The sequence below is a fragment of the Streptomyces sp. NPDC058619 genome (assembly GCF_042717785.1).
GTDB lineage: Bacteria > Actinomycetota > Actinomycetes > Streptomycetales > Streptomycetaceae > Streptomyces.
In genome coordinates this window covers 16,723-37,531 of sequence record NZ_JBHXQN010000040.1, presented here as the reverse complement: position 1 = coordinate 37,531, position 20,809 = coordinate 16,723, and the positions used below count along the sequence as shown (strand labels likewise).

14 protein-coding genes and 3 pseudogenes are annotated in these 20,809 nt (G+C 69.8%); 9 read left to right on the top strand and 8 right to left on the bottom strand.

Annotated features, from left to right (window positions below; all coding sequences use genetic code 11):
• The first annotated feature begins 154 nt into the window (after positions 1 to 154).
• Both ACFWTC_RS28805 and ACFWTC_RS28800 read left to right on the top strand, forming a co-directional pair.
• Positions 155 to 1,666 carry a P-loop NTPase fold protein gene (locus ACFWTC_RS28805; RefSeq protein WP_384030081.1) on the top strand — a complete coding sequence of 504 codons (1,512 nt, stop codon included), beginning with the start codon at positions 155 to 157 and terminating at the stop codon, positions 1,664 to 1,666.
• 154 nt (positions 1,667 to 1,820) lie between these two features.
• Positions 1,821 to 1,991: pseudogene (locus tag ACFWTC_RS28800) on the top strand (pirin); the annotation flags it as partial.
• Positions 1,992 to 2,270: 279 nt separating this feature from the next.
• On the opposite strand, the gene ACFWTC_RS28795 reads toward ACFWTC_RS28800, so the two are convergent.
• From ACFWTC_RS28795 to ACFWTC_RS28770, 6 genes and pseudogenes are all read right to left on the bottom strand, one after another.
• Positions 2,271 to 2,480, bottom strand: coding sequence for a hypothetical protein (locus tag ACFWTC_RS28795; RefSeq protein WP_383921526.1), 210 nt, complete (start codon positions 2,478 to 2,480; stop codon positions 2,271 to 2,273).
• Positions 2,477 to 3,589: pseudogene (locus ACFWTC_RS28790) on the bottom strand (transposase). The gene ACFWTC_RS28795 and the pseudogene ACFWTC_RS28790 overlap by 4 nt, the downstream one beginning before the upstream one ends.
• 403 nt (positions 3,590 to 3,992) lie before the next feature.
• The gene (locus tag ACFWTC_RS28785) at positions 3,993 to 7,727 is read right to left on the bottom strand and encodes an AAA domain-containing protein (protein WP_384029790.1); all 3,735 of its coding nucleotides are present in this window, start codon (positions 7,725 to 7,727) and stop codon (positions 3,993 to 3,995) included.
• A gap of 715 nt (positions 7,728 to 8,442) precedes the next feature.
• Positions 8,443 to 10,440 (bottom strand): N-6 DNA methylase, encoded by a 1,998-nt coding sequence (locus ACFWTC_RS28780; protein WP_384029792.1) that lies wholly within the window; start codon positions 10,438 to 10,440, stop codon positions 8,443 to 8,445.
• On the bottom strand, positions 10,431 to 11,063 hold the full coding sequence (locus ACFWTC_RS28775) for a restriction endonuclease subunit S (RefSeq protein WP_383921519.1): 633 nt from the start codon (positions 11,061 to 11,063) through the stop codon (positions 10,431 to 10,433). Before ACFWTC_RS28775 ends, ACFWTC_RS28780 begins: the two co-directional genes overlap by 10 nt.
• 99 nt (positions 11,064 to 11,162) lie before the next feature.
• On the bottom strand, positions 11,163 to 11,378 hold the full coding sequence (locus ACFWTC_RS28770) for a hypothetical protein (RefSeq protein WP_383921517.1): 216 nt from the start codon (positions 11,376 to 11,378) through the stop codon (positions 11,163 to 11,165).
• A gap of 338 nt (positions 11,379 to 11,716) precedes the next feature.
• Here ACFWTC_RS28770 and ACFWTC_RS28765 point away from each other — a divergent pair, with 338 nt between their 5' ends.
• A complete protein-coding gene (locus ACFWTC_RS28765; RefSeq protein WP_383921514.1) occupies positions 11,717 to 12,352 on the top strand; it encodes a VOC family protein in 636 nt (211 codons plus the stop codon).
• Positions 12,353 to 12,439: 87 nt separating this feature from the next.
• Positions 12,440 to 13,298: pseudogene (locus ACFWTC_RS28760) on the top strand (IS5 family transposase).
• 15 nt (positions 13,299 to 13,313) lie between these two features.
• On the opposite strand, the gene ACFWTC_RS28755 reads toward ACFWTC_RS28760, so the two are convergent.
• Together ACFWTC_RS28755 and ACFWTC_RS28750 are read right to left on the bottom strand one after the other, a co-directional pair.
• Positions 13,314 to 13,718: a hypothetical protein gene (locus ACFWTC_RS28755; protein WP_384029794.1), complete on the bottom strand. Its 405-nt coding sequence runs from the start codon at positions 13,716 to 13,718 to the stop codon at positions 13,314 to 13,316.
• Between the two features lie 82 nt (positions 13,719 to 13,800).
• Positions 13,801 to 14,553 carry an alpha/beta fold hydrolase gene (locus ACFWTC_RS28750; RefSeq protein ID WP_384029796.1) on the bottom strand — a complete coding sequence of 251 codons (753 nt, stop codon included), beginning with the start codon at positions 14,551 to 14,553 and terminating at the stop codon, positions 13,801 to 13,803.
• Positions 14,554 to 14,915: 362 nt separating this feature from the next.
• Here ACFWTC_RS28750 and ACFWTC_RS28745 point away from each other — a divergent pair, with 362 nt between their 5' ends.
• From ACFWTC_RS28745 to ACFWTC_RS28725, 5 genes are all read left to right on the top strand, one after another.
• Positions 14,916 to 15,389, top strand: a complete 474-nt coding sequence (locus tag ACFWTC_RS28745; RefSeq protein WP_383921505.1) for a MarR family winged helix-turn-helix transcriptional regulator — start codon at positions 14,916 to 14,918, stop codon at positions 15,387 to 15,389.
• A 250-nt stretch (positions 15,390 to 15,639) separates the two neighbouring features.
• Positions 15,640 to 15,846: a hypothetical protein gene (locus ACFWTC_RS28740; protein ID WP_384029798.1), complete on the top strand. Its 207-nt coding sequence runs from the start codon at positions 15,640 to 15,642 to the stop codon at positions 15,844 to 15,846.
• 762 nt (positions 15,847 to 16,608) lie between these two features.
• The gene (locus ACFWTC_RS28735; protein ID WP_383921499.1) at positions 16,609 to 17,469 is read left to right on the top strand and encodes an alpha/beta fold hydrolase; all 861 of its coding nucleotides are present in this window, start codon (positions 16,609 to 16,611) and stop codon (positions 17,467 to 17,469) included.
• A gap of 93 nt (positions 17,470 to 17,562) precedes the next feature.
• Entirely contained in the window at positions 17,563 to 18,396 is an 834-nt protein-coding gene (locus ACFWTC_RS28730) for an alpha/beta fold hydrolase (RefSeq protein WP_383921496.1), read from the top strand.
• A 172-nt stretch (positions 18,397 to 18,568) separates the two neighbouring features.
• A complete protein-coding gene (locus tag ACFWTC_RS28725; RefSeq protein ID WP_384029800.1) occupies positions 18,569 to 20,623 on the top strand; it encodes an ATP-binding protein in 2,055 nt (684 codons plus the stop codon).
• Positions 20,624 to 20,809 lie beyond the last annotated feature (186 nt).

Genomic DNA, 20,809 nt, shown 5'->3' with positions numbered 1-20,809 from the left:
CCGGCCCCTTGGGGGCGGCGCACCCGCACGACATGCAGACTCTGTGACCTGGGGTGCCTGGGGGCGCTTCGGCAGCACTCCGGCTCTCGCCACCGGCGGCCGAGACGGCGCGGTGTGGCTGTGGACGGCGGGCGGGCCCGAGCCGAGGGAGCCGGTGCTGCAGGACGGCCGTGCTTCCGTGTGGGGAGGCTGGGTCCAGCTGGCCAGCCACCTGTCCTCCCTCGCCGTCATCGACGCTGGCACGAACCTTCACCTGTGGGACCTGGAAGCCGCCACGGACCCGGCAATGTCCTCAGGCGCCACGAGCGCCGCGCCGAAACCCCGTCTGATGCTCCGCGGCACCGGTGCCCGCGCCTGGGGTGCATGGGGACCGAACCCCCTGCAACAGATACTGATCACCGGAGCCAACGGCGGCGGTGCACTCCTCTGGTCTCTCACCGCGAACAGCGACGGCAGTCATGTGTCACAGCAGCTGTTCCAAGGTCAGGAGTCACCTGAGTCCGGTTCCGAAGTGCGGTGGGGTGTCTGGGGGGAGGCCGACGGCCGGCCTGTCCTCGCCACTGGCGGGACCGATGGCTCGGTACGGACTTGGGGCCCCTTCGGGAGTGCTGACGAAAGATACCCATCCGGCCATGAGGGTGGGGTGCGCTGGGGCTCCTGGGGGCAGGTGGGCGACCGGCCCCTCCTGGCCACCGGGGACCGCAGCGACGCGGTGCGGCTGTGGGACATGGAACGGGGCGAACCCTTCTCCGAGCCGCTGACCGGTCATGAAGGTGGGGCCTTGTGGGGCGCTTGGGCCAGGATCGGTGGCACGGCCGTACTGGCCGTGGGCGCCGGTGACGGGAGCGTACGGCTTTGGGATCCGGAACGGGGTGAGATGCTCGGGGAGCCGCTGGCCGGGCGCGGCGGCGCGCGCTGGGGCGCCTGGGCCGAGGTGGAAGGCCACCCGGTGCTGGCCACGGGGGGCGGGGCGGGCACCGTACACCTGTGGGAGGTCATCGAGGACCGGCCTGCACCCCGAGTGCCGGCGTACGGTTCGGACGTTACCAATTCGGCTGACGCCCTCGCCCGTACGGGGGACGCGCTCGCCGTGGCCGAGCTGATCACCGCGCCGAGCGCAAGACCGCCGTTGGCGGTCGGTTTGTTCGGCGACTGGGGCGAGGGTGAGGGCCACTTCCTGGACTTGCTGAACAAGCAGGTGGAGAACACAGTGCAGGCCGCGAACCTGCGGGGGCGCCACGCGGTGCGACAGGTCCGGTTCAATGCCTGGCACTACGCCGAGACCGATCTCTGGGCGAGCGTGGTGTCCGAACTCTTCACCCAGCTCGCCGCGTCCGCCGAGAACGACCCCGGCGCAGAACAACGGCGCCAATCCCGGCTGACGGCCGAGGTGGTCGCCAAGCGGGGGCTGCGGGCCCGGCTGGGGGCAGCCCGCGAGCGCCATGCGCAGCTGGAGCAGGCTCTGGTCAGGCCGGATGAACTGTGGCGCGCACTGTCAGCCGAACAGCGCCGGAGCCTCGAAGGTCTCAGTCCCGGAGCCGAGGGCCTGTACAAGGACGCGGTCTTCTCACTCATGACGCCCCGCGGCAAGGCCAGCGCACTGGGGCGGCTGATCCGAGCTCATCCCCTGTGGACCGCCCCCCCGTGGGGGCACTTCGGCCAGTAGGAGGACGCGTGCCCGCAGTCCTTGAAAATGGTGCCCATGCCGTGGGCGGTTGTCGTGGCTGCCACGTCCGCGCGACTCCTCGGATCACAATGCTGACGGTTTGCTGACCGGCAGCTATCCGAGACCCGTCTGACCTGGTCAGATGCCCCTGAGCATCGCGTTGTTCTGGAACTGGATCGGACGGAGCAACGAGGAGATCGCACAAGCCCGCAAGGACTGGATGGAAGGCACCCGCTACGGCGAAGTGAAGGGCTACGACGGCCCCTCGATCCCCGCTCCCGAGCTCCCGCCGGTGCCGCTGAAGGCGCGTGGACGGATGCGCTGACCTGCGTGTTTCCGGATCAGGCCGATCGGTCGAGATCAGCCAACGAGAGGCCGAAGGTCCGGCGGAGATCGTTCCGCCGGAGAGGGCGGCGAGGTCTCCCGGAGGCCCTCGTCGGCGTCCCGCCGTTTCCCATGTGTGACCAGCTGGGGTCAGCTTTGCCAAGACCAATGCTGACTTTGGTGATGGTTCGTCAGCTCGTGTCACGGCTTCCGGCGGTCGCGAAGGAGCGGGGGAAGGGGCCCTCGGGCTCGGCGTGACGGGTTGTACGGAACGTAACCGTCAGAGGTTTCGCCGCATGGCTTGGATACAGAGGTTGCGTGCGGCATTCGACCGGTCACGCGGGTAGGCCGCGCCGAGGTTCATGCCGCTGTCGGTGTCGATCGGGAGCTGCTGCCACGCCTCACTCATGTGGACGCCGGCCTCCGAGCGCGCGGCCGCGACGAGTGCGGCGTAGGGTTCGGCGACCGTCGAGGCTTCGATCTGGGTCATGTCCCCTGTGGTGGTGTAACTGATCTTTCGGTGGTGTCGGGCAGGCGGGTTCCGGTATCTGGATAGAGGCTGTCCATGCTTTCGATGGAGAGGTAGCGGCGGGGGAAAGCGATCCACTCGTCGTGGAGTTCGGTGAGGACGGCGGTGGCCAGGCGGCTGACGGCGGCGGTGTTCGGGAAGACCTGGACGACGTCGGAGCGTCGTTTGATCTCCCGGTTCAAACGCTCGAGCGGGTTGGTCGACTGGATCTTCTTCCAGTGCTGGTGGGGGAAGTCCGCGAAAGCGGTCAGGTCCTCCTTCGCCTCGAGGAGCATGGCCTTGACCTTGGGGAACTGCCCGCCAAGCATGTCCGCGACGGTGTCGAGGTGGGTCCGGACGGCTTCGGCGGTGGGCTGGGCGAAGAGGGTGCGGATGGTCGCGGCGACCATCTCCGCGGAGCCCTTGGGGATCACGGAGAACACGTTGCGGACGAAGTGGACGCGGCAGGTTGTCAGGCAGCGCCGATCATGACACCGAGAACCTCGCGGCCTCCGTCTTCGGTGACTCCGGTCGCGATGACCACGGCCTGGGAGACGATCCGGTGCTCGACGCGGGCCTTGACGTAGGTCGCGTCGAGGAACAGGTAGGGGAACCCAATGTGATCGAGAGGCCGCGTGCGGAACGCGTCGAGTTGTTCGTCGAGGCTGGCGCAGATCCTGGAGACCTCGCTTTTGGATATGCCGGTGTCCGAGCCGAGGGCTTTGACCAGGTCGTCGACGGAGCGGGTGGACACGCCGTGGACGAAGGCTTCCATGATCACGGCATAAAGGGCCTGGTCGATCCGGCGCCGGCGCTCGAGCAGGCTGGGGAAGGAGCTGCCGGCCCGCAGTTTGGGGATCGCGAGTTCCAGGTCGCCAGCTTGTGTGGTGAGGGTCTTCTCCCGGTGCCCGTTGCGATAGGCGGTGCGGGCCTCGGTGTGTTCGCCCCACTCGGCGCCGATCCTCGCTGCGGCCACGGTCTCGATGCGTTCCTTGCAGCAGACGCTCGGCGACTTCACGAACGAGTTCAAGACCGTCTGCTGAACGTAGTGACTCGAGCAGGCGAAGTAGGTCATGCTGGGATAAGGCCACCGTGGCTCCTTGGGTTGAACTGCCCGTTAACCAAGGACATTTGCACGGTGGCCTGCCCCGTTCTCAGGGAGCATTCACCAGCAGCCGATGCACGCGGGAGCACCACGACGGCGCACTTACCAGCCAAGATCAGTTACACCACTCAGCGGGACACCATCGACTCTGGTGCGATGGTCGTGACGAACGACAACTTTGCGGAGTTGCAAGGCCGCTATCCGTGGCTCCGGGAGAAGGGCGGGGTTCTGGGCGCCACATGCGCCACATGCGCCACATGCGCCAAGGGTGCCTGGTTCTTCACCGACCGTACCTGCGTGGCGCCGCGGGGGCGGGGGTGAGGGACACCCGGCCATGCTGATACTGGGTGACGGGCGCATAGCCCTCCGCTCTGCCGTTTCGTCGGCGGTTACTCGGTGTCCGGCGGCCAGGTGGCGCGGTCGCGGAGGTGGTGGAACTCAGTCACCTCGGAGGCGAGGACGTGGAAGTGCGGGAGCTGGGCCCACAGGCTGCGCTCGCCGATGACGTAGAGGCGGCGTTTGGCGCGGCTCGCGGCGACGTTGAGCAGGTGCGGAGTGCGGGCCGCCCACTCGCGGGCGCCGGGCCTACCGCCGCCGAGCACGAGGACGACGACGTCGGCTTCCTTGCCCTGGGCACGGTGGACGGTGGCGCAGCGCTCCTCGATCAGTTCGGACGTCCAGCCGTCACGGCCGCGGCAGACCTTCTGGCATTCGGCGACGAGGGCCCGGAAGGGGGCGATGACGCGCACGTGCTCGACGGCGACGCCGTGCCGGTGCAAGTGGTCGAGGACGAACTCGAAGGCGCGGCGGTCGCGTTCGCCCCACGGCGCATCGGACGGGCGGGTCGGGTCGTCGGTGTTGAGCCAGCGGCTGGGTAACAGGCCGTCCCGTTCCGCATCGGGGAACGCCTTGTGTTCGGTGCCGTGAACCATGAGGCCGCTGTACGCGACCTCGTTACTGACCGTAAACATCGGCTCTTCGCAACGGCGGTGCACGCGCAGCGGCGAGCCCACCCAGACGTGCTCGTCGCCGGCGTCCGGGGCCGGCAGGTAGGTGCCGTAGCGGTTGGTCCGGTCGGCGACGGCCTGGGCCGAGGTGGCCGACGGCAGCCACTGCTCGCCGACGCCGTAGGCGCGCAGCAGTCGGCGCTGCAGGGTCGTGGGCATGGTGACGACGGGTTCGAGCTGGAGCGGATCGCCGACCAGAACGGCACGTCGGGCGCGCCACAGCGCGCCGGCGGCGGCTTGCGGGGTGGCCTGCCCGGCCTCGTCGACGAGGACCCAGCCTATGGACTCACGGCCGAGGCGGGCGAACATGCTCCCGACGGAGGAGAAGGTGGTCGAGACGACGGGCACCAGGAGGAAAAGGGTCTGCCAGGCGTGCGCGACCTCCTCGTCGGGGAGGGGCCCGTTGGTCCCGGCCATCAGCTCCATGAGGACCTGGAGGTTGCCGCGGACCTTCTTCGCGGCCCCGGCGACGAAGGCGCGGTGCAGGTCGAGGGCGCGCAGGAACAGGTCGCTGCGCGCGGTGGACCACGCCTCGTCGGACCAGGGCGAGCCGAGTTCCTGGTCGGCTTCGTCGAGGTGAGCCCAGCCGAGCGGCAGGGACGGCAGCGTCCGGGCCGCCTCCCGCAGTTCGCGGTGGCGGCCGTCGAGTTCGGCCATGGTGCCCCGCAGGTCGCGGCGGGACGAATCGGCGGTCTGTCGGGCCTGCCGGAGGGAGGTGGCTGCCGCGGACTCCCGCGCGCACACGGCCCGTTCGTAGGCAAGGGCGGCGGCGAGGCCGGTGGCTGCCTCGTCGACGGCGCTGCCGGACCGGGCGTGCCGGCTGGCGGCCAGGGATTCGGTGCGCACGGCTGCGGCGACCTGCTCCAGGGAGTCCTCGAGCGCGGCGCGCTGTTGGATGAGCAGGTACGCGATCTCGGCCTGAGTGTGCTCCTGCTGCCGTTCGGCGGCCTGCCGGTCGGCCGTGCTCTGCAGCAGGCGGCGCAGCCCGCCGCGCAGGCCCCGCTCGACGGCCGGGGGCGTGTCGTGGCGGGCGGTGAGGGCCGTCACGTACTCGCGGTGGTACAGGGCCAGTTCACGGGCGGCCGACAGGTCCGCGCGGGCGGTGGCCAGCTCCTGGCGGGCCCGCGGTACGTGCTCGGAGGCCGCCCGGTGTCCGGCCTCGGCCGCCGCGGTGGCGGTCCGGGCGTCGGCAGTGGTGGCGGCGGCCCGGTCCAGGACCGCCGTGGCGGCGGCTACCTGCTGGTCGGCCCGGGACACGGCGGCTTCCAGGTCCGCGATCCGCTGCCCGGCCGACGGGGACTCCACGGCCGCCAGCGCCCCGGCCAGCCGGGCGCGCACGGAGCGCATCCGCTCGACCTCGGCCTGGGCGGTACGGAACGCGGCGACGGCGTCGGTCCACGACGGCACGGGCAGGGCGGGCCCGGCCGCCGCAGCCTGGTCCGCCGGGGTGACGGGACTGCGGCCACCGGGCTGTGGCTTGGGCGGGATCCAGTCGCTCAGGACCTCCCGCATGCCGCGTAGCGGCGGCAGTTCCGCGGCCTTGCGGGCGTCGGTCTCCTTCTCCGGCAGCCGGCCCCACCAGAACCGGTCCCCGAACTCCTTGCGGTTGGCCTTGTTGCCGAGCACCGCCGCGACCAGACCCCAGGCCGGCCCGCCGAGGAGCGCGGAGGCGAGGTCGGAGAAGTGGTCGGTGCCTGCTTGCCAGTGCTCGCCGAGCGCACCGATGCCGGGCAGCTCGGCGGTGATGTTCTCCACGGCGCCGTTGTTGGATGAGGTGACCACGATCTCGAACCCGGTCAGCCGCGGGTCGAGCCGCGACACGAAGCGGGCGTGCCTGCCCTGGCGGTCTTTGCCCCGCCACGCCGGACCGGTGAACGCCTGCGCGGGCCGGTCGAACGTGGCGAGCACCGCCGCCCGCTCGACGACCAGGGCGGCGACCAGGTCGCGCAGCATCGTGGTCTTGCCCGTGCCCGGCGGGCCGTTCACGGAGAACATCCCGCCCTCGGTTCCCGCTCGGTCGGCGAGCATGCGGTCGACCGCGAACTGCTGGCTCAGCGCGAGCGGGAACCGAGCCGGTGCGGGCCAGCGGCCGGCCGGAAACAGGTCCGGAGCCACCCCTTCCAGGACGACCCCGCGCTCCCGGCGCACGTCCGTCCGCGCCCCCACGTCGACGGCGTCGAGCTCGGTCAGGTACGCCTCCAGCGCCGGGCCGATCCCCTTGCCGACGGCCGTCGAGACCCGGGCCAGATCGGGCGGGAGCAGACTGTTCAGGAACGGCGCTGTGGCGGCGACCTTCGCCTGCGGGACCCGCGGCCGGTGGACCAGCCTGCTACGCACCCGGACCACCTGCGGCCGCAGGTGGTCCTGAACCCCGCACAGGTCGGCGATCTGCGCGGTCAGGGCGACCAGATCGGCGAACCCGAGAGCACGGGGACCAGCGCCGGCCCCGTACTCCGCCTCCGCCGACGTACCCGGAGCGTCGGCCGACGCCCCTTCCGGAGCGCCCCCGGTGCCGTCCGGCCATCCGGACTGCACCTGCTCCTCGGCGGGGCGGCGGGCCGCGACCCAGTCCGCGGCACGGCGAACCAGGGGGTCCGCCGCGCCTTGCAGCGCGGCGCCGGCAACCTCGCCGAACAGGGCCCCGACCGCGCCGACGGCAGCGCCGCCCAGGATCTCGGCGAGCAGCCGCTGCCAGCTTCCGCCGCCGGCCCCGTCCGGCGTTCCCAGCTCGCCCCTGGAGCCGGGCCACCGCTCGTACGCCGTTCCGGAGGCCGGGGCGGTGGGGCCGTATGGGATCGCGGTGGCCGTGAGCTCGTCGATCGCCCCGCCGAACGCGTCGTCGAGCTCCTCGAATCCGTCCAGCCACCCCGGTGCGGACGGGCCCGGATCGAAGAGGCGGCCGGCCGCCCAGCCGCACGCGGAAATCACGGACGTGTCCTCGACGGGTCTGCCCTCGTCGTCCAGGACCAGGGCGAACATGGCGCTCTGGCCCGACAACACCAGCTCGGACTGCGGCACACCGGGATCGGGATCGGTCCCCGCGGGCAGTACCGCGATCATCGCCTGGCGGAGCAGCTCCAGGTCGAAGACCCCGCAGTAGACCTCGTGCCGCCACATCCGACCGTATGGCGCTCGCCGTGCTCCGGTCTCCGGATGGTCCGGAGCCCACGGCAGGAGCGGTGGTACCCGGCCCGGCTCCGGCGTCAGGTCGATTACGTGCTCGTCCCTTGGCCCGGAGCGGGCGGCGGGGCGTCGGCGGGGTAGCGCCGGGATGGTCGGCGGGCTGAACAGCTCGATCGCGCGCCAGCACTCCAGCAGGGCCTGCCGTCGACGGTCCTGCGCGTGTCTGTTCCGCACCCACTGCCCCCGTGTCGCACGCGCGGCATTCTGCCGCTCCCCTGAAGATCAGCCCTGTCGCCGAATCTACCGGACCGTCAGCGGGCCGAGTCCCGATCAGCGGGGCCTGCGGCGCCGGAACGCTCAGGGACACAAAGCGGTTCGGCCGACGCGGGCCCGGGGCGGGAAGGCGCCAGGGGCGTGGTGGAACTCCTGTGGACCTCGACTGTCGTGAGCAGTCAGGGTCGGTGAGTGCTTGCCTGACGCGAGGGCTACCAGCGCCGACAGGACTGGGGGCTACGGCAGGACATGAGTCTCTTCGCGCACCCCACGCCGGAAAAACTGGGCTCACACATCGCCCGCCTGTCGGGCTGACACCCGAGACACGACAACGGGGGACGGCGGGTGGGCCGGGGCACCGGCCCACCGGCCCGCTGGCCGGTGCGGGCACGGTCCGCTCCGGCGACCTCGATGGGCCCGGCGCCTGCATGGGCTGTCAGCGGTAGCCGAGCCCCCGGAGGCGGGATCTGAGCCGTTCTGCCGCTGCCTGACTCTGCTGCTCCAGGTCCGCGAACGAGGTCTCGTACCGGTTGCCCCACGAACGATAGAGCGCGACCAACCCCTGCCGCTGCGCAGCTGCGCGTCCCGTGACGCGTGAGCAGAGATCGTCACCGAGGACCTCGAGTACTCGTTCACGCGCCGGGCCGCTGTGCCAGGAGAGCTCGCCGTCTGCCGCCGCCCATCGGTCGATCACTCCGGGGAAGCCGCGGTGTTCCAGGCTTCTGAAGTCGTCCTGCCGGTCGGACCACCATGCCGCGAAGACACCGGTCAACTGGTATCGGTCCAGGATCCCCAATGGCAGGAGCGCCTCACGGAAGGAAGCCATGAGGCGGGAGCGTGACATGAACAGCTGTTTCGTGCTCGCGAGTTCGGCGATCTGCGCTTCCGCGCCCTCCCACCACAAGCAGCACTGGTCGATGAGTCCGCGCTCCTGGGTGGTCGCGAGATCCGGGATGCGAGCGGCCGTCGCTTCGCAGCCTTCGGCCGGGAAGCTGAAATAGTCGAGATCCCTTGGCTGGAAGAGGTCCGCGGGGTCGATGCCGAAGGCGTGGAACCTCGGCTCCTCTGCCTGCACCTCGTGTCTGGGGACGCCGCCGAACAACGCCGCGCGGACGTCCAGCAACGGCTCTTCCGGCGGACCGGCGTCTACGTAGCGAGGGATGTTGAGGTTGAAATCGTTCTCCGCGATCTCCTGCAGCGTGACCACGCGGGAGAAGCCGTCGATATCGGCCCTCTCCCGGAAGGCACTCACGATCTTCTCGACGTTCTCCGGCTCCAAGCGGTTCAGCGACCTGCCAGTGACCACTTCGCGCTCGGCATTGATGAACAGCACGGTGCCGCGTTCTCCCACCGGCGTTCCGTCACTACCACGCAGCACGAGGATGCAGGCAGGGAGGGATGTGCCGTGGAAAACGTTCGGCCCGATACCGATCACTGCTTCGAGCCGGTCGTCTTCGACGATGCCCCGGCGGATCTCCGTTTCCGAGCCTCCCCGAAACAGCACACCGTGTGGGGTTACGACGGCTCCGGTCCCGTCCGGACGCAGCACGGCGAGGACGTGCTGGACGTTCATCAGATCAGCCTTCTTCCCCTGTGCGGGAGTCCAGCCGTATCGCATCCGTTCCGGGTGCTTGATCTCCTTCTCCGTGTAGTTCATCGAGAACGGAGCGTTGGTCAGCACCCGGTCGAAGCGTCTGAGCCGGCCGTCACCGTGCAGGTGGAGCGGATCGGCCAGGGTGTCACCACAGAGCACCGAGCCGTCCGTCACGTTGTGCAGCAATAGGTTCAGCCGGGCGGTGGAGCACGTTTCGACGTTCAGTTCCTGCCCGAAGAGGCCGAGACCGACGGCGTTCCGGCCGTACTCGGCGACGTACTCCTTGGCCTGGAGGAGCATGCCGCCGGAGCCAGCGAAGGGGTCGTAGACCGACTGCCCCGGTTCCGGACGCACCAGTTCCACCATCAGCTGCACCACGGAGCGGGGCGTATAGAACTCGCCCCCCTTCTTGCCTGCTGCGTCGGCGAGCCAGCCCAGCGTGCGGTCGTAGGCCCGGCCGACCACATCGCTGAACTCCAGATCGTCGTCACCCAGAGGAATACGGTCGAAGTGATCGATCAGCGCCTTGAGCCGCGCGTGCCCCAGCCCCCTGTTGAAGTCGAGGACTCCCAAGACTCCGTCGAGTCTGTCCGGGTTGTTCTGCCTCAGCGCCGACAGCGCTTTGTTGAGCACCTCTGGCGCCTTGGCCTCGGAATCGACGATGTGCCGCCAGCGCGACTCGTCGGGCACGGTCAGGATGCCGGGCTGGTCAGAAGCACGTTTGAGCAGCAGCATTCCGAAAAGGACGTCGCGGTACTCCGACGCGTCCATGCGACCGCGCAGGATGTCGGCTGCCCTGAAGAGTTCCTCCGTCAGTCGCCCGACGGTCATCAGCACCATGTGTCCCTCGTCCCTTGGAGCAGTTCCGTGAAGATGGCCGGCCGCAGGGCCTCCAGCCGCTCGGCCATCTGCCGCTGGATCCTGATTTGCTCGGCGACGTCTGCGAGGGCCTCGACGACGGCGTACTGCCGGTCCATGGGCGGCACGGTGACCGGCAGCTCTCTGAGCAACGCCGAGTTGAGCGCGGGCACGGTACCGGGGAGGGCCTGGCCCAGCATGGCCCTCTGCACCGGCGGATGCGACAGGTAGGCCGACAGGAAGGCGGGCAGGATGCTACCGGGCAAGGGCCTCAGGCGCAGGCAGGACGATCCGTAGAGCCATCCGGACTGAGCCTGCTCGATGAGCGCCAGCCTCCCGAGTGCCCCTTGCCGTACGACGAGCACGTCGCCCTCCCGCACGGCGAACCGCTCCAGCCTATCTGCGTCGCTCTGCGGCACCCGTCGCACTTTGCGGCTGTCCACCCTGTGGCCTCCGGCGAGGTCCGGTGGTGAGATCACGGGCACGCCGTCGGGGCCGTCGTGCAGGCGGTCCAGCAGCGACCCGGACGGGCCGGCCGTCACCTCGCAGAGGTCGCCCAGCAGAATCCGGACACCATGGGCCTTGGGTGTGTTGCCTTGCGGCACGACACCTCACCTCCTTTCCCTCGCTCCTGTGGTTCCGTGTTACGGGTGGTGCGTGGTGGGGCGCGGTACCGAGCACGGCGCCCCACACACGTCACATGGTCAGGCGACGCGCAGCCGGTGCCGCATCGCGGCCCGTACCAGCTCCTCCGTCGCAACGGTCAGCAAAACCGTAACCACTACGGCCAGCGCAGCGGCCGCGTGTCCGGTAATCGCGGAGCCGAAGACGCAGACCACGATGATCACAACGAGCGGCAGGACACTGCTCTTGGTCCGAGGCGGTAAGGACCAGGCATTATGGGTATCGACAATCCGCATGGGTTGTCCTTTCCGTTCCCGCGCATGGCGCGGGGATGGTCGAGCCGCACCGCCCTGCCGGGCGTCCAAACCACGCGGGGTGGTGCGGTATCTGATGAGTCGGATGGCCTTGCCGATGGCCGTGGACGGGAAACAGCGCCCTTCTCCCAGCCCGTGACCACTCACGAAGCCCCGTCGTTCTTGAGCTTCGATACACGGAAGCGTACACCCCGTCAGACTGCGAAGCTAGCTTCGCAGTTGGCGATCGATCCGCTCCCCGGCTGAATCCACGGCGGACGCGGCCGGGGCGCCGGGCGTGGCGTCGGGATTTGTGTGGGTTGTCGGGTGATGATGGCGCAGTGCGAATTGATCACGTGTCCTATGCGGTGGCCCGCGACAGCTTCGTCTCGACCGTCCAGTGGATCGGATCGGCCCTCGGCGCCGGGTTCGTCGACGGGGGCGTGCACCCGCGATTCGGCACCCGCAATTTCATTCTCCCGCTGAGCGGCGGCACCTACGTCGAGGTCGTCACCACACTCGACCACCCCGCCGCCGACCGCGCACCCTTCGGCCAGGCGGTCGCGCGCCGCGCCGCCGAGGGCGGCGGCTGGCTCGGTTGGGTGGTCTCCGTCGATGACATCGCCCCGGTCGAGGCCCGCCTCGGCCGCACCTCGGCCGAGGGCCACCGTGTCCGCCCCGACGGGTTTGACCTGAGGTGGAAGCAGATCGGCCTGCTGGAACTGCTGGAGGGCCCGCAACTGCCCTACTTCCTGCAGTGGTTGGTCCCCATTGAGGAGCGCCCGAGCGCCGACCCGCGCACCTCCACCGCCATCAGCGGGGTCTCCATCGCCGGCGACGCCGCCTCCATCGCCGAATTCCTCGGCGAACCGGCCGACCACCCCCTCGACCAGATCGACGTCACCTGGGTTGAGGATGAGGAACCGGGCCTGGTCTCGGTCGAGTTCGCCACCGCCCACGGCCCGGTCACGATCTGACCAGGGTCCGACTGCCCCGAGGGAGCAGCCGGCTGGGGTCTCCTGGCTAGCGCGTGTCTCTTTGCTGGGTTGGTCAGTTGATCGGATGTGTCTGCCCGATTAGTGATCACTGATTCGATGTGGGGCGGGATCGAGCCGCTGATGCCAGCCAATCCGGTCCGTGGACGGCGGTGGGCTGATCACGGCCGAACGCTCGAGGCCATCGCGTGGAAGTACCGCACCAACTCGCCCTGGTAGGGGCCTGTCCGACGAGCTCGGCCCGTTCCAGACCGCCCGAAAACTGCTGATCAGATGGGCCGTCGACGGAACCTGGCAGAACATCCTGACCGCCGTGCCGGCGGCCGCGGACGCGGTGACGACATCGGCTGGACCGTCTCGGTCGACTCCACCGTCGTCCGGGCCCACCAGCATTCCGCCGGAGCACGCAAAAAGGGGCCGAAGGCCGCAGCGAGCCCGCCGACCACGTCCTCGGACGCTCACGCGGCGGCCTGAGCACCAAGGTCCAGCTGGCCGCCGACGACCGTGCACGGCCCCTGGCCTGACCGTCACCGCGGGCCACGCCGGCGACGCACCCGCCTTCGAAGCGGTCATGGCCCGCATCCGCGTGCCACGAAGCGGGCCCGGCAGGCCCCGAACCCGGCCGCTGGCCGTGCTCGCGGACCGGGCCCACTCCTCCCGTGCCATCCGGTCCCACCTGCGACGACGCGGGATCCGCGCGGTCATCCCGCAGCCGTCCGACCAGATCGGCCACCGCCTGCGGCGAGGACGCCGAGGCGGCTGCCCGCCCGGCTTCGACGCCGAGATCTACAAGCAGCGGAACAGCGTCGAACGCTGCATCAACCGCCTCAAGCAGTGGCGCGGCCTGGCCACACGATGCGACCAACTCGCCATCGCCTACCAGGCAGCACTCCACCTCGCCGCCATCCTCGTCTGGGCACGACGCTGACCAAAGAGACAGAACCTAGTCCAGTTTGAAGGCTATGAATGCGGGCTGGGCCGGTGCGGGGCGTGCGCGGCGTCTGGCGAACAGTGCCGACAGGCCCAGGCGGCCGCTTATGAGGGTGAGTGGCGCGCCCAGCGCGATCGCCCCGGCCACCACCAGGAGCCAGTTGGGCTTGGGGCCGGCCCTGCCCCGGATGTCCGCGGCGTCGAACGCGCCGGGCCCGCCTTCCGGGAAGTCGCGCTCGTGCGGCTCGACCCGGTTGTCGCTCAGGGCCACGACCTGGCCCTCGGGGACCAGGATGTCGAAGGCCGCTGCCGAGGGCGGGGTCTCGGGTGGCAGGTACGGTTCGGCGAGCGGGTTCCCGTTGAGTATCAGCGTGCGGTCGCCGGCCCGGTACGGGAGCCGGTCCCCGCCGATCGTCATAACCCGCCCTCCCAGGCGTCCAGGGTCCTTACCAGGACTGGTGAGATGCTCGCTCCTGCAAGGTCGGGCAGTGCTTGTCCGGTCATGCGCCCAGATCTGCCCAGAACTTCTCCAGGACGCCGGCCGCGCCGGCGGGGTCCTGGAGCATCCACCAGTGGCCCAGGCCTTCGAGGGGCTCGAAGCGCGCGCCAAGAGTGGCGGCCACCACCGGTGAGGCAGGACCGTCGAACGGGTCGAGCGTCGGGTGGAGAACCAGGCCCGGGGCGCTGGTCGGTGACATCAGCCCCGTCCCCCAGTGTGCGAACGGGTTGGGGGTAGCGGAGCGGTACAGAGCCAGGACGGACGAGGCCATGGTCACGTCGAAGCTCTCGCCCATTACCCGGGCGTCGTCCTCGGGAGCGCCTGCGTCCCGCAGTTGGCCGCAGGCGCTGAGAGGGCTCGCGGGATCGGTGTGCTCCAGGGTGGTGGTCGCCCACGCCTCCCCCGATTCCGGTGTCTGCCAGAGCCGCGCGATGTCATGCCATACGTAGGCAGGGTGAAGGATGCCGGCGACATCCACGGACCAACTGCGCGGAGGGACCCGGGACCTGACGGCAATCCGTGCCACCAGGAGGCTTCCCCAGTCGTGTCCCACGAGGTCGATCGGGCCATTGAGGTCGTGCAGTTCCGCCTCCACCCACTCCACGTACTCGTCCATGGACGAGCCGAATCCGTCCGGGAGGGGCGCACCGAATCCGGGAAGCCGCAGGGCGACCGAGGCGGTGCTCAGGCGGGCCCGCAGCCGGTCCCACAGATCACCGGTCTCGGGTACGCCGTGCACGAAGACTGCCGTCATGAACATTCCTTCTTGTCGGGAGGCAACCGAGGCCCGTGTAGGAGTGGTTCACCCGTGACAACGGCGGTATCGCGGAACAGGTTCACCAGACCTCACACGCTGACCGAGACTCCGAAACAGGCCGGTTCACGGGCTCGCAGGGGCGACCTGCCGCCGTCACGCGTACCGGCACGGATACCCCCATGCCGCGGTAGCGCTGAACCGGATCGGCTCAGCGGGCGGAGGTACGGGCCAGGGCCCTGGGCCGTGTACCTGGTGTGGGCTTGGCCGGGGAACGGGGTACTGAACCGACGGCTGTTCCGTGCCGTAGGAACGCTGAGGCCTGCGACCGTGCAGGCCGTCGGCAATGAGAGGGAGCACCCATGACACAGCCCAGGTCGCCGGCATTGACCGACGAGTGCGGCGTATCGCTCCGGGACGATCTCTCCTTCGCCCTGTACGTGGCGGCACGGGCATGGGCCGGGCACTACCGCCCGTTCCTGGCCGAGCTCGGACTCACCTATCCCCAGTTCCTGGTGATGCAGGTGCTCTGGTCGCGCGGGCAGGTCACCGTCAAGGACCTGGGCGGGGAACTCGGCCTGGACTCCGGCACGCTGTCCCCCCTTCTGAAGCGCCTGGAGGGCGCAGAACTGGTCGACCGACACCGCAGTGCCAGCGACGGACGCCAGGTGCAGGTGTCCAGTACGGAGTCGGGCCGCGCCGTGCGCGATCGGGCAAGCCGCGTCGTGGAATCGGCTCAGCAGGCCCGGCGTTACCCACCGGAGCAGTACGACGCCCTCATTCCTGCCCTGCACGCGCTGACCGGCCGCCTGCGCGCGGGAACGCCGCCGGGGTAGCCCCGTCGCCCCGCCCGCGCCGGGGCTCTGGGAACGACTCCCGCCCTCCCGCCCACGAAGGTCACCACCGATCGAGTCGAGGCGGCGTACCGCAACGATTCCGTTGCCGCACGGCAGCCCGTAGGGTGGGACGGACTCCGGCGTCGCGTCACCGCGGACAACCGACGTACCGGCCAGGACGACGGCTGGATCGAAAATCTCGGAGAGTCCTTTGGAATGCGAACGCGCCCGTACCGTCTTTGCCCCTCAGATGCTCGGCGGTCTCGACGGGCCGCAGCACGAGTGTGTGGCCGAGCACCTGGACCGGTGCCCGTCGTGCCGTGCCGAGCGGGACGAGCTGTTGGCCCTTCTGCCGTTGCTCGACGCGGTGCGGCCGTACGAACTGGAGGGAGTGCCGGCTCCCGACCCCGAGCGGGCCGTGCGGGCCGCTCGCGAAATGGTGGCTGACCGGGACTGACCCCACACGGGACCGGCCCGGCAGGGCGCGGCAGCCGATCCGCTCCGGGCCGGCGTCACTCCGTTCACCCTCTACCGCCGCTGGAGCGACCTGCAGGAACCGCTGTCGGACGTCGCCGTCGAGCAGCTCCGTCCGGACCCTCCGCCAAAGGACCAGGGCCACGCGTCGGCGGACCTGGGGAGCTGGGCCGAGCAGCTCCTGGAGGGGATCTTCCACGGGCCCGTGCCCACGTCCGTGACGCCCTTCTCGGAGACCCCAACGGCGACAACGCGGCGCAGTGGCGGGCCTACGCCGCGGAGCAGATCGGCATCGTGCCCGCCCGGGCGGCGGAGCGCGGCGAAGAAGCCCGGACGTCGAGACGGTCAGCGACCGGGGCGTGGCGCCCGCGACGTATCGCATCCTCCTGCGCCCCGGCGACCTCACCGACGCCGACGCCCACCGGCTCGTACGGCAACCTGCACGGATTCGGCGTGTCACCTCCGACCCGCACCGCGGTCGAGGTGAACCATCGTCTGCCTGTGCCGTGCTGATGCTCGCCGGGACAGCGATCACGGCGACCATGGGCATCACCCTCGTGTCCCTGCTCTTCCTGCGGATGAGCACACGCGCCGGCGAACTGCGCAGGGCCTGACCTCCGGGAAACACGCCGGTCGGTCTTTCATTCCGGGGGTTTGAACCGAGACCCGGCTTTCCGCGTAGCAAGCGATGCCACCGGTGCCACGCGCACCCCGGTCCACATCCCTCCGGCAAAGGAACGCAGACGTGCCCCACCAGTCCATCTCCGGATCCCCTCTCAAGCGCTTCGGCTACCTGACCGCAGTCGGCGTCGTCGGAGCCTCCCTCGCCTTCTCGATAGCCGGTACGGCCGGTGCGTCGGGTACGAACTCCGCCGTCTCCACGCCGAGGCCGAAGCCGACGATCGTGCTCGAGCACGGCGCGTTCGCCGATTCCTCCAGCTGGAACAGCGTTGCCGAACGGCTGAAGAAGTCCGGCTACCCCGTGGTCGCCGCAGCCAATCCCCTGCGCGGACCCGAGCACGACGCCGCCTACCTGCGCAGCGTCATGAACAGCATCGACGGCCCGCTCGTCCTGGTCGGGCACTCCTACGGCGGCACGGTGATCAGCAGCGCCGCCGTCGGCCACGAGGACAAGGTCAAGGCGCTGGTCTACATAGCCGCCTTCCTCCCCGACACCGACGAAAGCTCTCTCGGCCTGTCGAACAAGTTTCCCGGCAGCACTCTCGGTGATGTCGTCGAAGCCGTGCCCTACAGCCTCCCGGGCGGTGTGACCGGCAACGACATCTCCATCAAGCCGGAAATGTTCCGCCGACAGTTCGCCGCCGACGTCCCGCGTGGCCAGGCTGCCCTGATGGCCACGACGCAGCGCCCCATCGCCGATGCGGCGCTCGCTGAGAAGGCCACGAAGGCAGCCTGGAAGACCATTCCCTCTTGGTCGCTGATCGCCACCGAGGACCTCAACATCCCGCCCGCCGCACAGCGGTTCATGTCCGAACGCGCGAACGCGCACACCGTCGAAGTCAAGGCCTCCCACGCCGTCCCCGTATCGCGCCCCGACGCAGTCACCCGCATCATCCAGCAGGCGGCTGCCTCGACCTCCCGCTGAACCCGCGCACCCGTAGGTGGCAGGAGGGGACACGTTCCCCCTGCCTGCTCCTCGGCAATCCGGCCAATCCACGCACCGAGTCAGGAGAACCGCATGCCCTTCATCACCGTCGGCCAGGAAAACAGCACCACCATCGACCTCTACTACGAGGACCACGGCACCGGACAGCCCGTCGTCCTCATCCACGGATACCCGCTGGACGGCCACTCCTGGGAGAAGCAGCTCCCCGCCCTCCTCGACGCCGGCCACCGCGTCATCACCTACGACCGCCGCGGCTTCGGGCAGTCCAGTCAGCCCACCACCGGCTACGACTACGACACCTTCGCCGCAGACCTCCACACCCTGATGGAAACCCTGGACCTCACCGACACCGTCCTGGTCGGATTCTCCATGGGCACCGGTGAAGTCGGACGCTACCTCGGTACCTACGGCTCGGCCCGCGTCGCCAAGGCGGCCTTCCTCGCCGGACTCGAGCCCTACCTCCTCAAGACCGACGACAACCCCACCGGCGTCGACGCAACGGTTTTCGAAGGCATCCTCAGCGCCGTCACCCACGACCGCTACGCCTACTTCACCGACTTCTACCAAGCCTTCTACAATCTCGACCAGAACCTCGGCACCCGCATCAGCGAGGACGTCGTGCGCGCCAACTGGGCCACCGCTGCCGCCGCCTCCTCCTATGCCTCACGTGCCGCCGTCCCCACCTGGACCACCGACTTCCGTGCCGACATCCCCAAGATCGACGTCCCCGCCCTCATCCTGCACGGCACCGAAGACCGCATCCTCCCCATAGAAGCCACCGCCGAGCCCTTCCATGCCGCGCTCCCCGATGCCGACTACGTCGTCATCGAAGGAGCCCCCCACGGCCTCCTCTGGACCCACGCCGACGACGTCAACACCGCCCTCCTCGCCTTCGTCGGGAAGTAGCGCCACCAGATCGGCGAACGCCTCGGCGCCGCCCTCCCGCGCGGGGGCGGCGCCGAGGGAGGGCCGCCGCCCCGTACCGTTGGCCGAGTCGCCCCGGAGCCAGGTCCGGCGCCATGAGGGCACTTCGCGCCCTGGTCGCAATTCACACTCGGGAGAGAGGGCCATTGAATCGATGAGCGGGAACGAAGGCGTCATAGACGACAGCCTGACCATCGGCCGCGATCGCGCTTTCGTCGGGCGCCAGGTAGAACTCGCCCTTTTCAAGGCGGCGTTGGCGGGCGACGCACGCGCCTGCCCGATCCACTACCTGCACGGGCCGGGCGGTATCGGCAAGTCGATGTTGCTGCGCCGTTTCGCCAGGGAGGCACACCGGGCGGGCCGGACGGTCGTCGAGGTGGACGGCCGGACCGTCGACCCGACGCCGGAGGGCTTCGCCGCGGCAGCCGGGCCGGAGGTGAGAACCCCGGGAGTGGTACTGCTCGTGGACACCTTCGAGAAGTGCCAGGGACTCGAGGGCTGGCTGTGGGAACGCTTCCTGCCGCGACTGCCCGCCGGCGCACTCGTCGTGGTGGCGGGGCGCAATGCCCTCGACCCTCGCTGGACGGCCGATCCGGGGTGGATCGGCCTGCTGCACGTCTCTTCCCTGCGTAACCTCGCGCCCTCGGACGCCACCGCGTTCCTCACCACGCGCGGCGTGTCGTCCCGCGTCCACACGACACTCCTGTCGTTCACCGGGGGCAACCCGCTCGCGCTCGCGCTGGCGGCCGCCCTCGCGGTCAAGGACGAGACGTCCACCGCCGGTTGGCGCCCCGACCAGGACGCCGTCGCCCTGCTCCTGCCCCTGCTGATCGGCGACACGCCGAGCCCTCTGCACCGCCAGGCGCTCGAGATCTGTGCCCACGCCTACGTCACGTCCGAGTCCCTGCTCCGCGCTCTCATGGGCGACCGCGCGCCGGAGTTGTTCTCCTGGCTGCGCGTCCAGCCGTACATCGAGACCTCGGCCGCCGGGCTCTTCCCGCACGACGCCGTCCGGGAGTCACTGGAGGCGGACCTGCGGTGGCGCGACCCGGACGGATTCGCCGCGATGCACGGACAGATGCGCCGTTACTTCCTCTCACAGGTCCGCTCCGTACCCGAGTCCCGGGTGCTCCAGGCCACCGGAGCGCTGACCTACCTCTACCGCGGTGACGGCCACATGTCGGAGTTCAACGACTGGCGTGACGCCGGCCTGTTCCAGGACCAGTCGTACCGCCCGGGCCATCGCGACCGCGTCCTGGAGCTGGTGGGCAGGGCCGAGGGCGAGGAATCCGCGGCAGTTGCCGCCTTCTGGCTGGACCGTCGGCCCGAGGCGTTCCGCGTGTACCGGTCGACCCAAACAGGTGAGGTCCTCGCGTTCTCCGCCTGGCTGCGCATCGGGGAGCCGGAAGGCCTGGACGTCGATCCGGTGGTCGCTGCGGCCTGGCGGCACGCGCGGACGAACGGGCCGCTCAGGCCGGGCGAGCACCTGGCTCTGGCCCGCTTCTCGGTGTACCCCGACGAGTACCAACTCCCTTCCGCACCGATGACTTTCATGCAATGGCGCGCCACATCGGAGTACATCCGCGCCGACGGGCTCACCTGGTCGTACGCGGTGATGCGGGACAACGGGTCCTGGAACGACTACCTACGGGACCTCAACCTGCTGCCCGCCGACGAACGGCCCGCGGTCGGCGACCACCGCTATGCACTGTTCGGCCACGACTGGCGCGCGCAACCGGCCGATGCCTGGTTGCAGGAGAAGAGCACAGCGATGCTCTCGGGCGCGCCCATGCCCCCTTCGCCGTCATCCGCGCGCGGCGGCCTGGTGGTGCTGTCACGGCCCGAGTTCGACGCGGCGGTCCGGGAAGCGCTGCGCACGTTGCGCAAACCGGCGGTGCTCGCCGGCAATCCACTCAACCGCAGCAGACTGGTCGTCGATGGCCGACTCAGTCTGTCCGAGGTTCTCGCCGCCTCGGCCGAGGCCCTGTTGGACGAGCGCAGTGGCGAGAAGCGTCATCGGGCGGTGGCCGCAACGTATTTCAGAGGAGCCCCCACGCAGGAGGCAGCCGCGGAGCGTCTCGGACTGCCGTTCAGCACCTATCGCCGACACCTCACATCGGGCGTCGACAGAATGAGCGATCTGCTGTGGCATCACGAGCTCCAGGGCACCGACCTGTCGAGCACCGGCGAAGCGGGCCCGCCTGCCTGACCCTGCCACCACGGAGATGACTGCGATGCCCGCTGCACCGCGGTGGCGGGACGCTGGTGATCCCGCTCGCCGGTCCTGTCGGACGTGCCGAGAGGCAAGGTGAGCAGGAAACCGGTCTGTGAAGTGAGCAGCGGATGCCGACATGCTCATCCCCTTGAGTACGGAGAGGGGCTGTGGGATGCATGT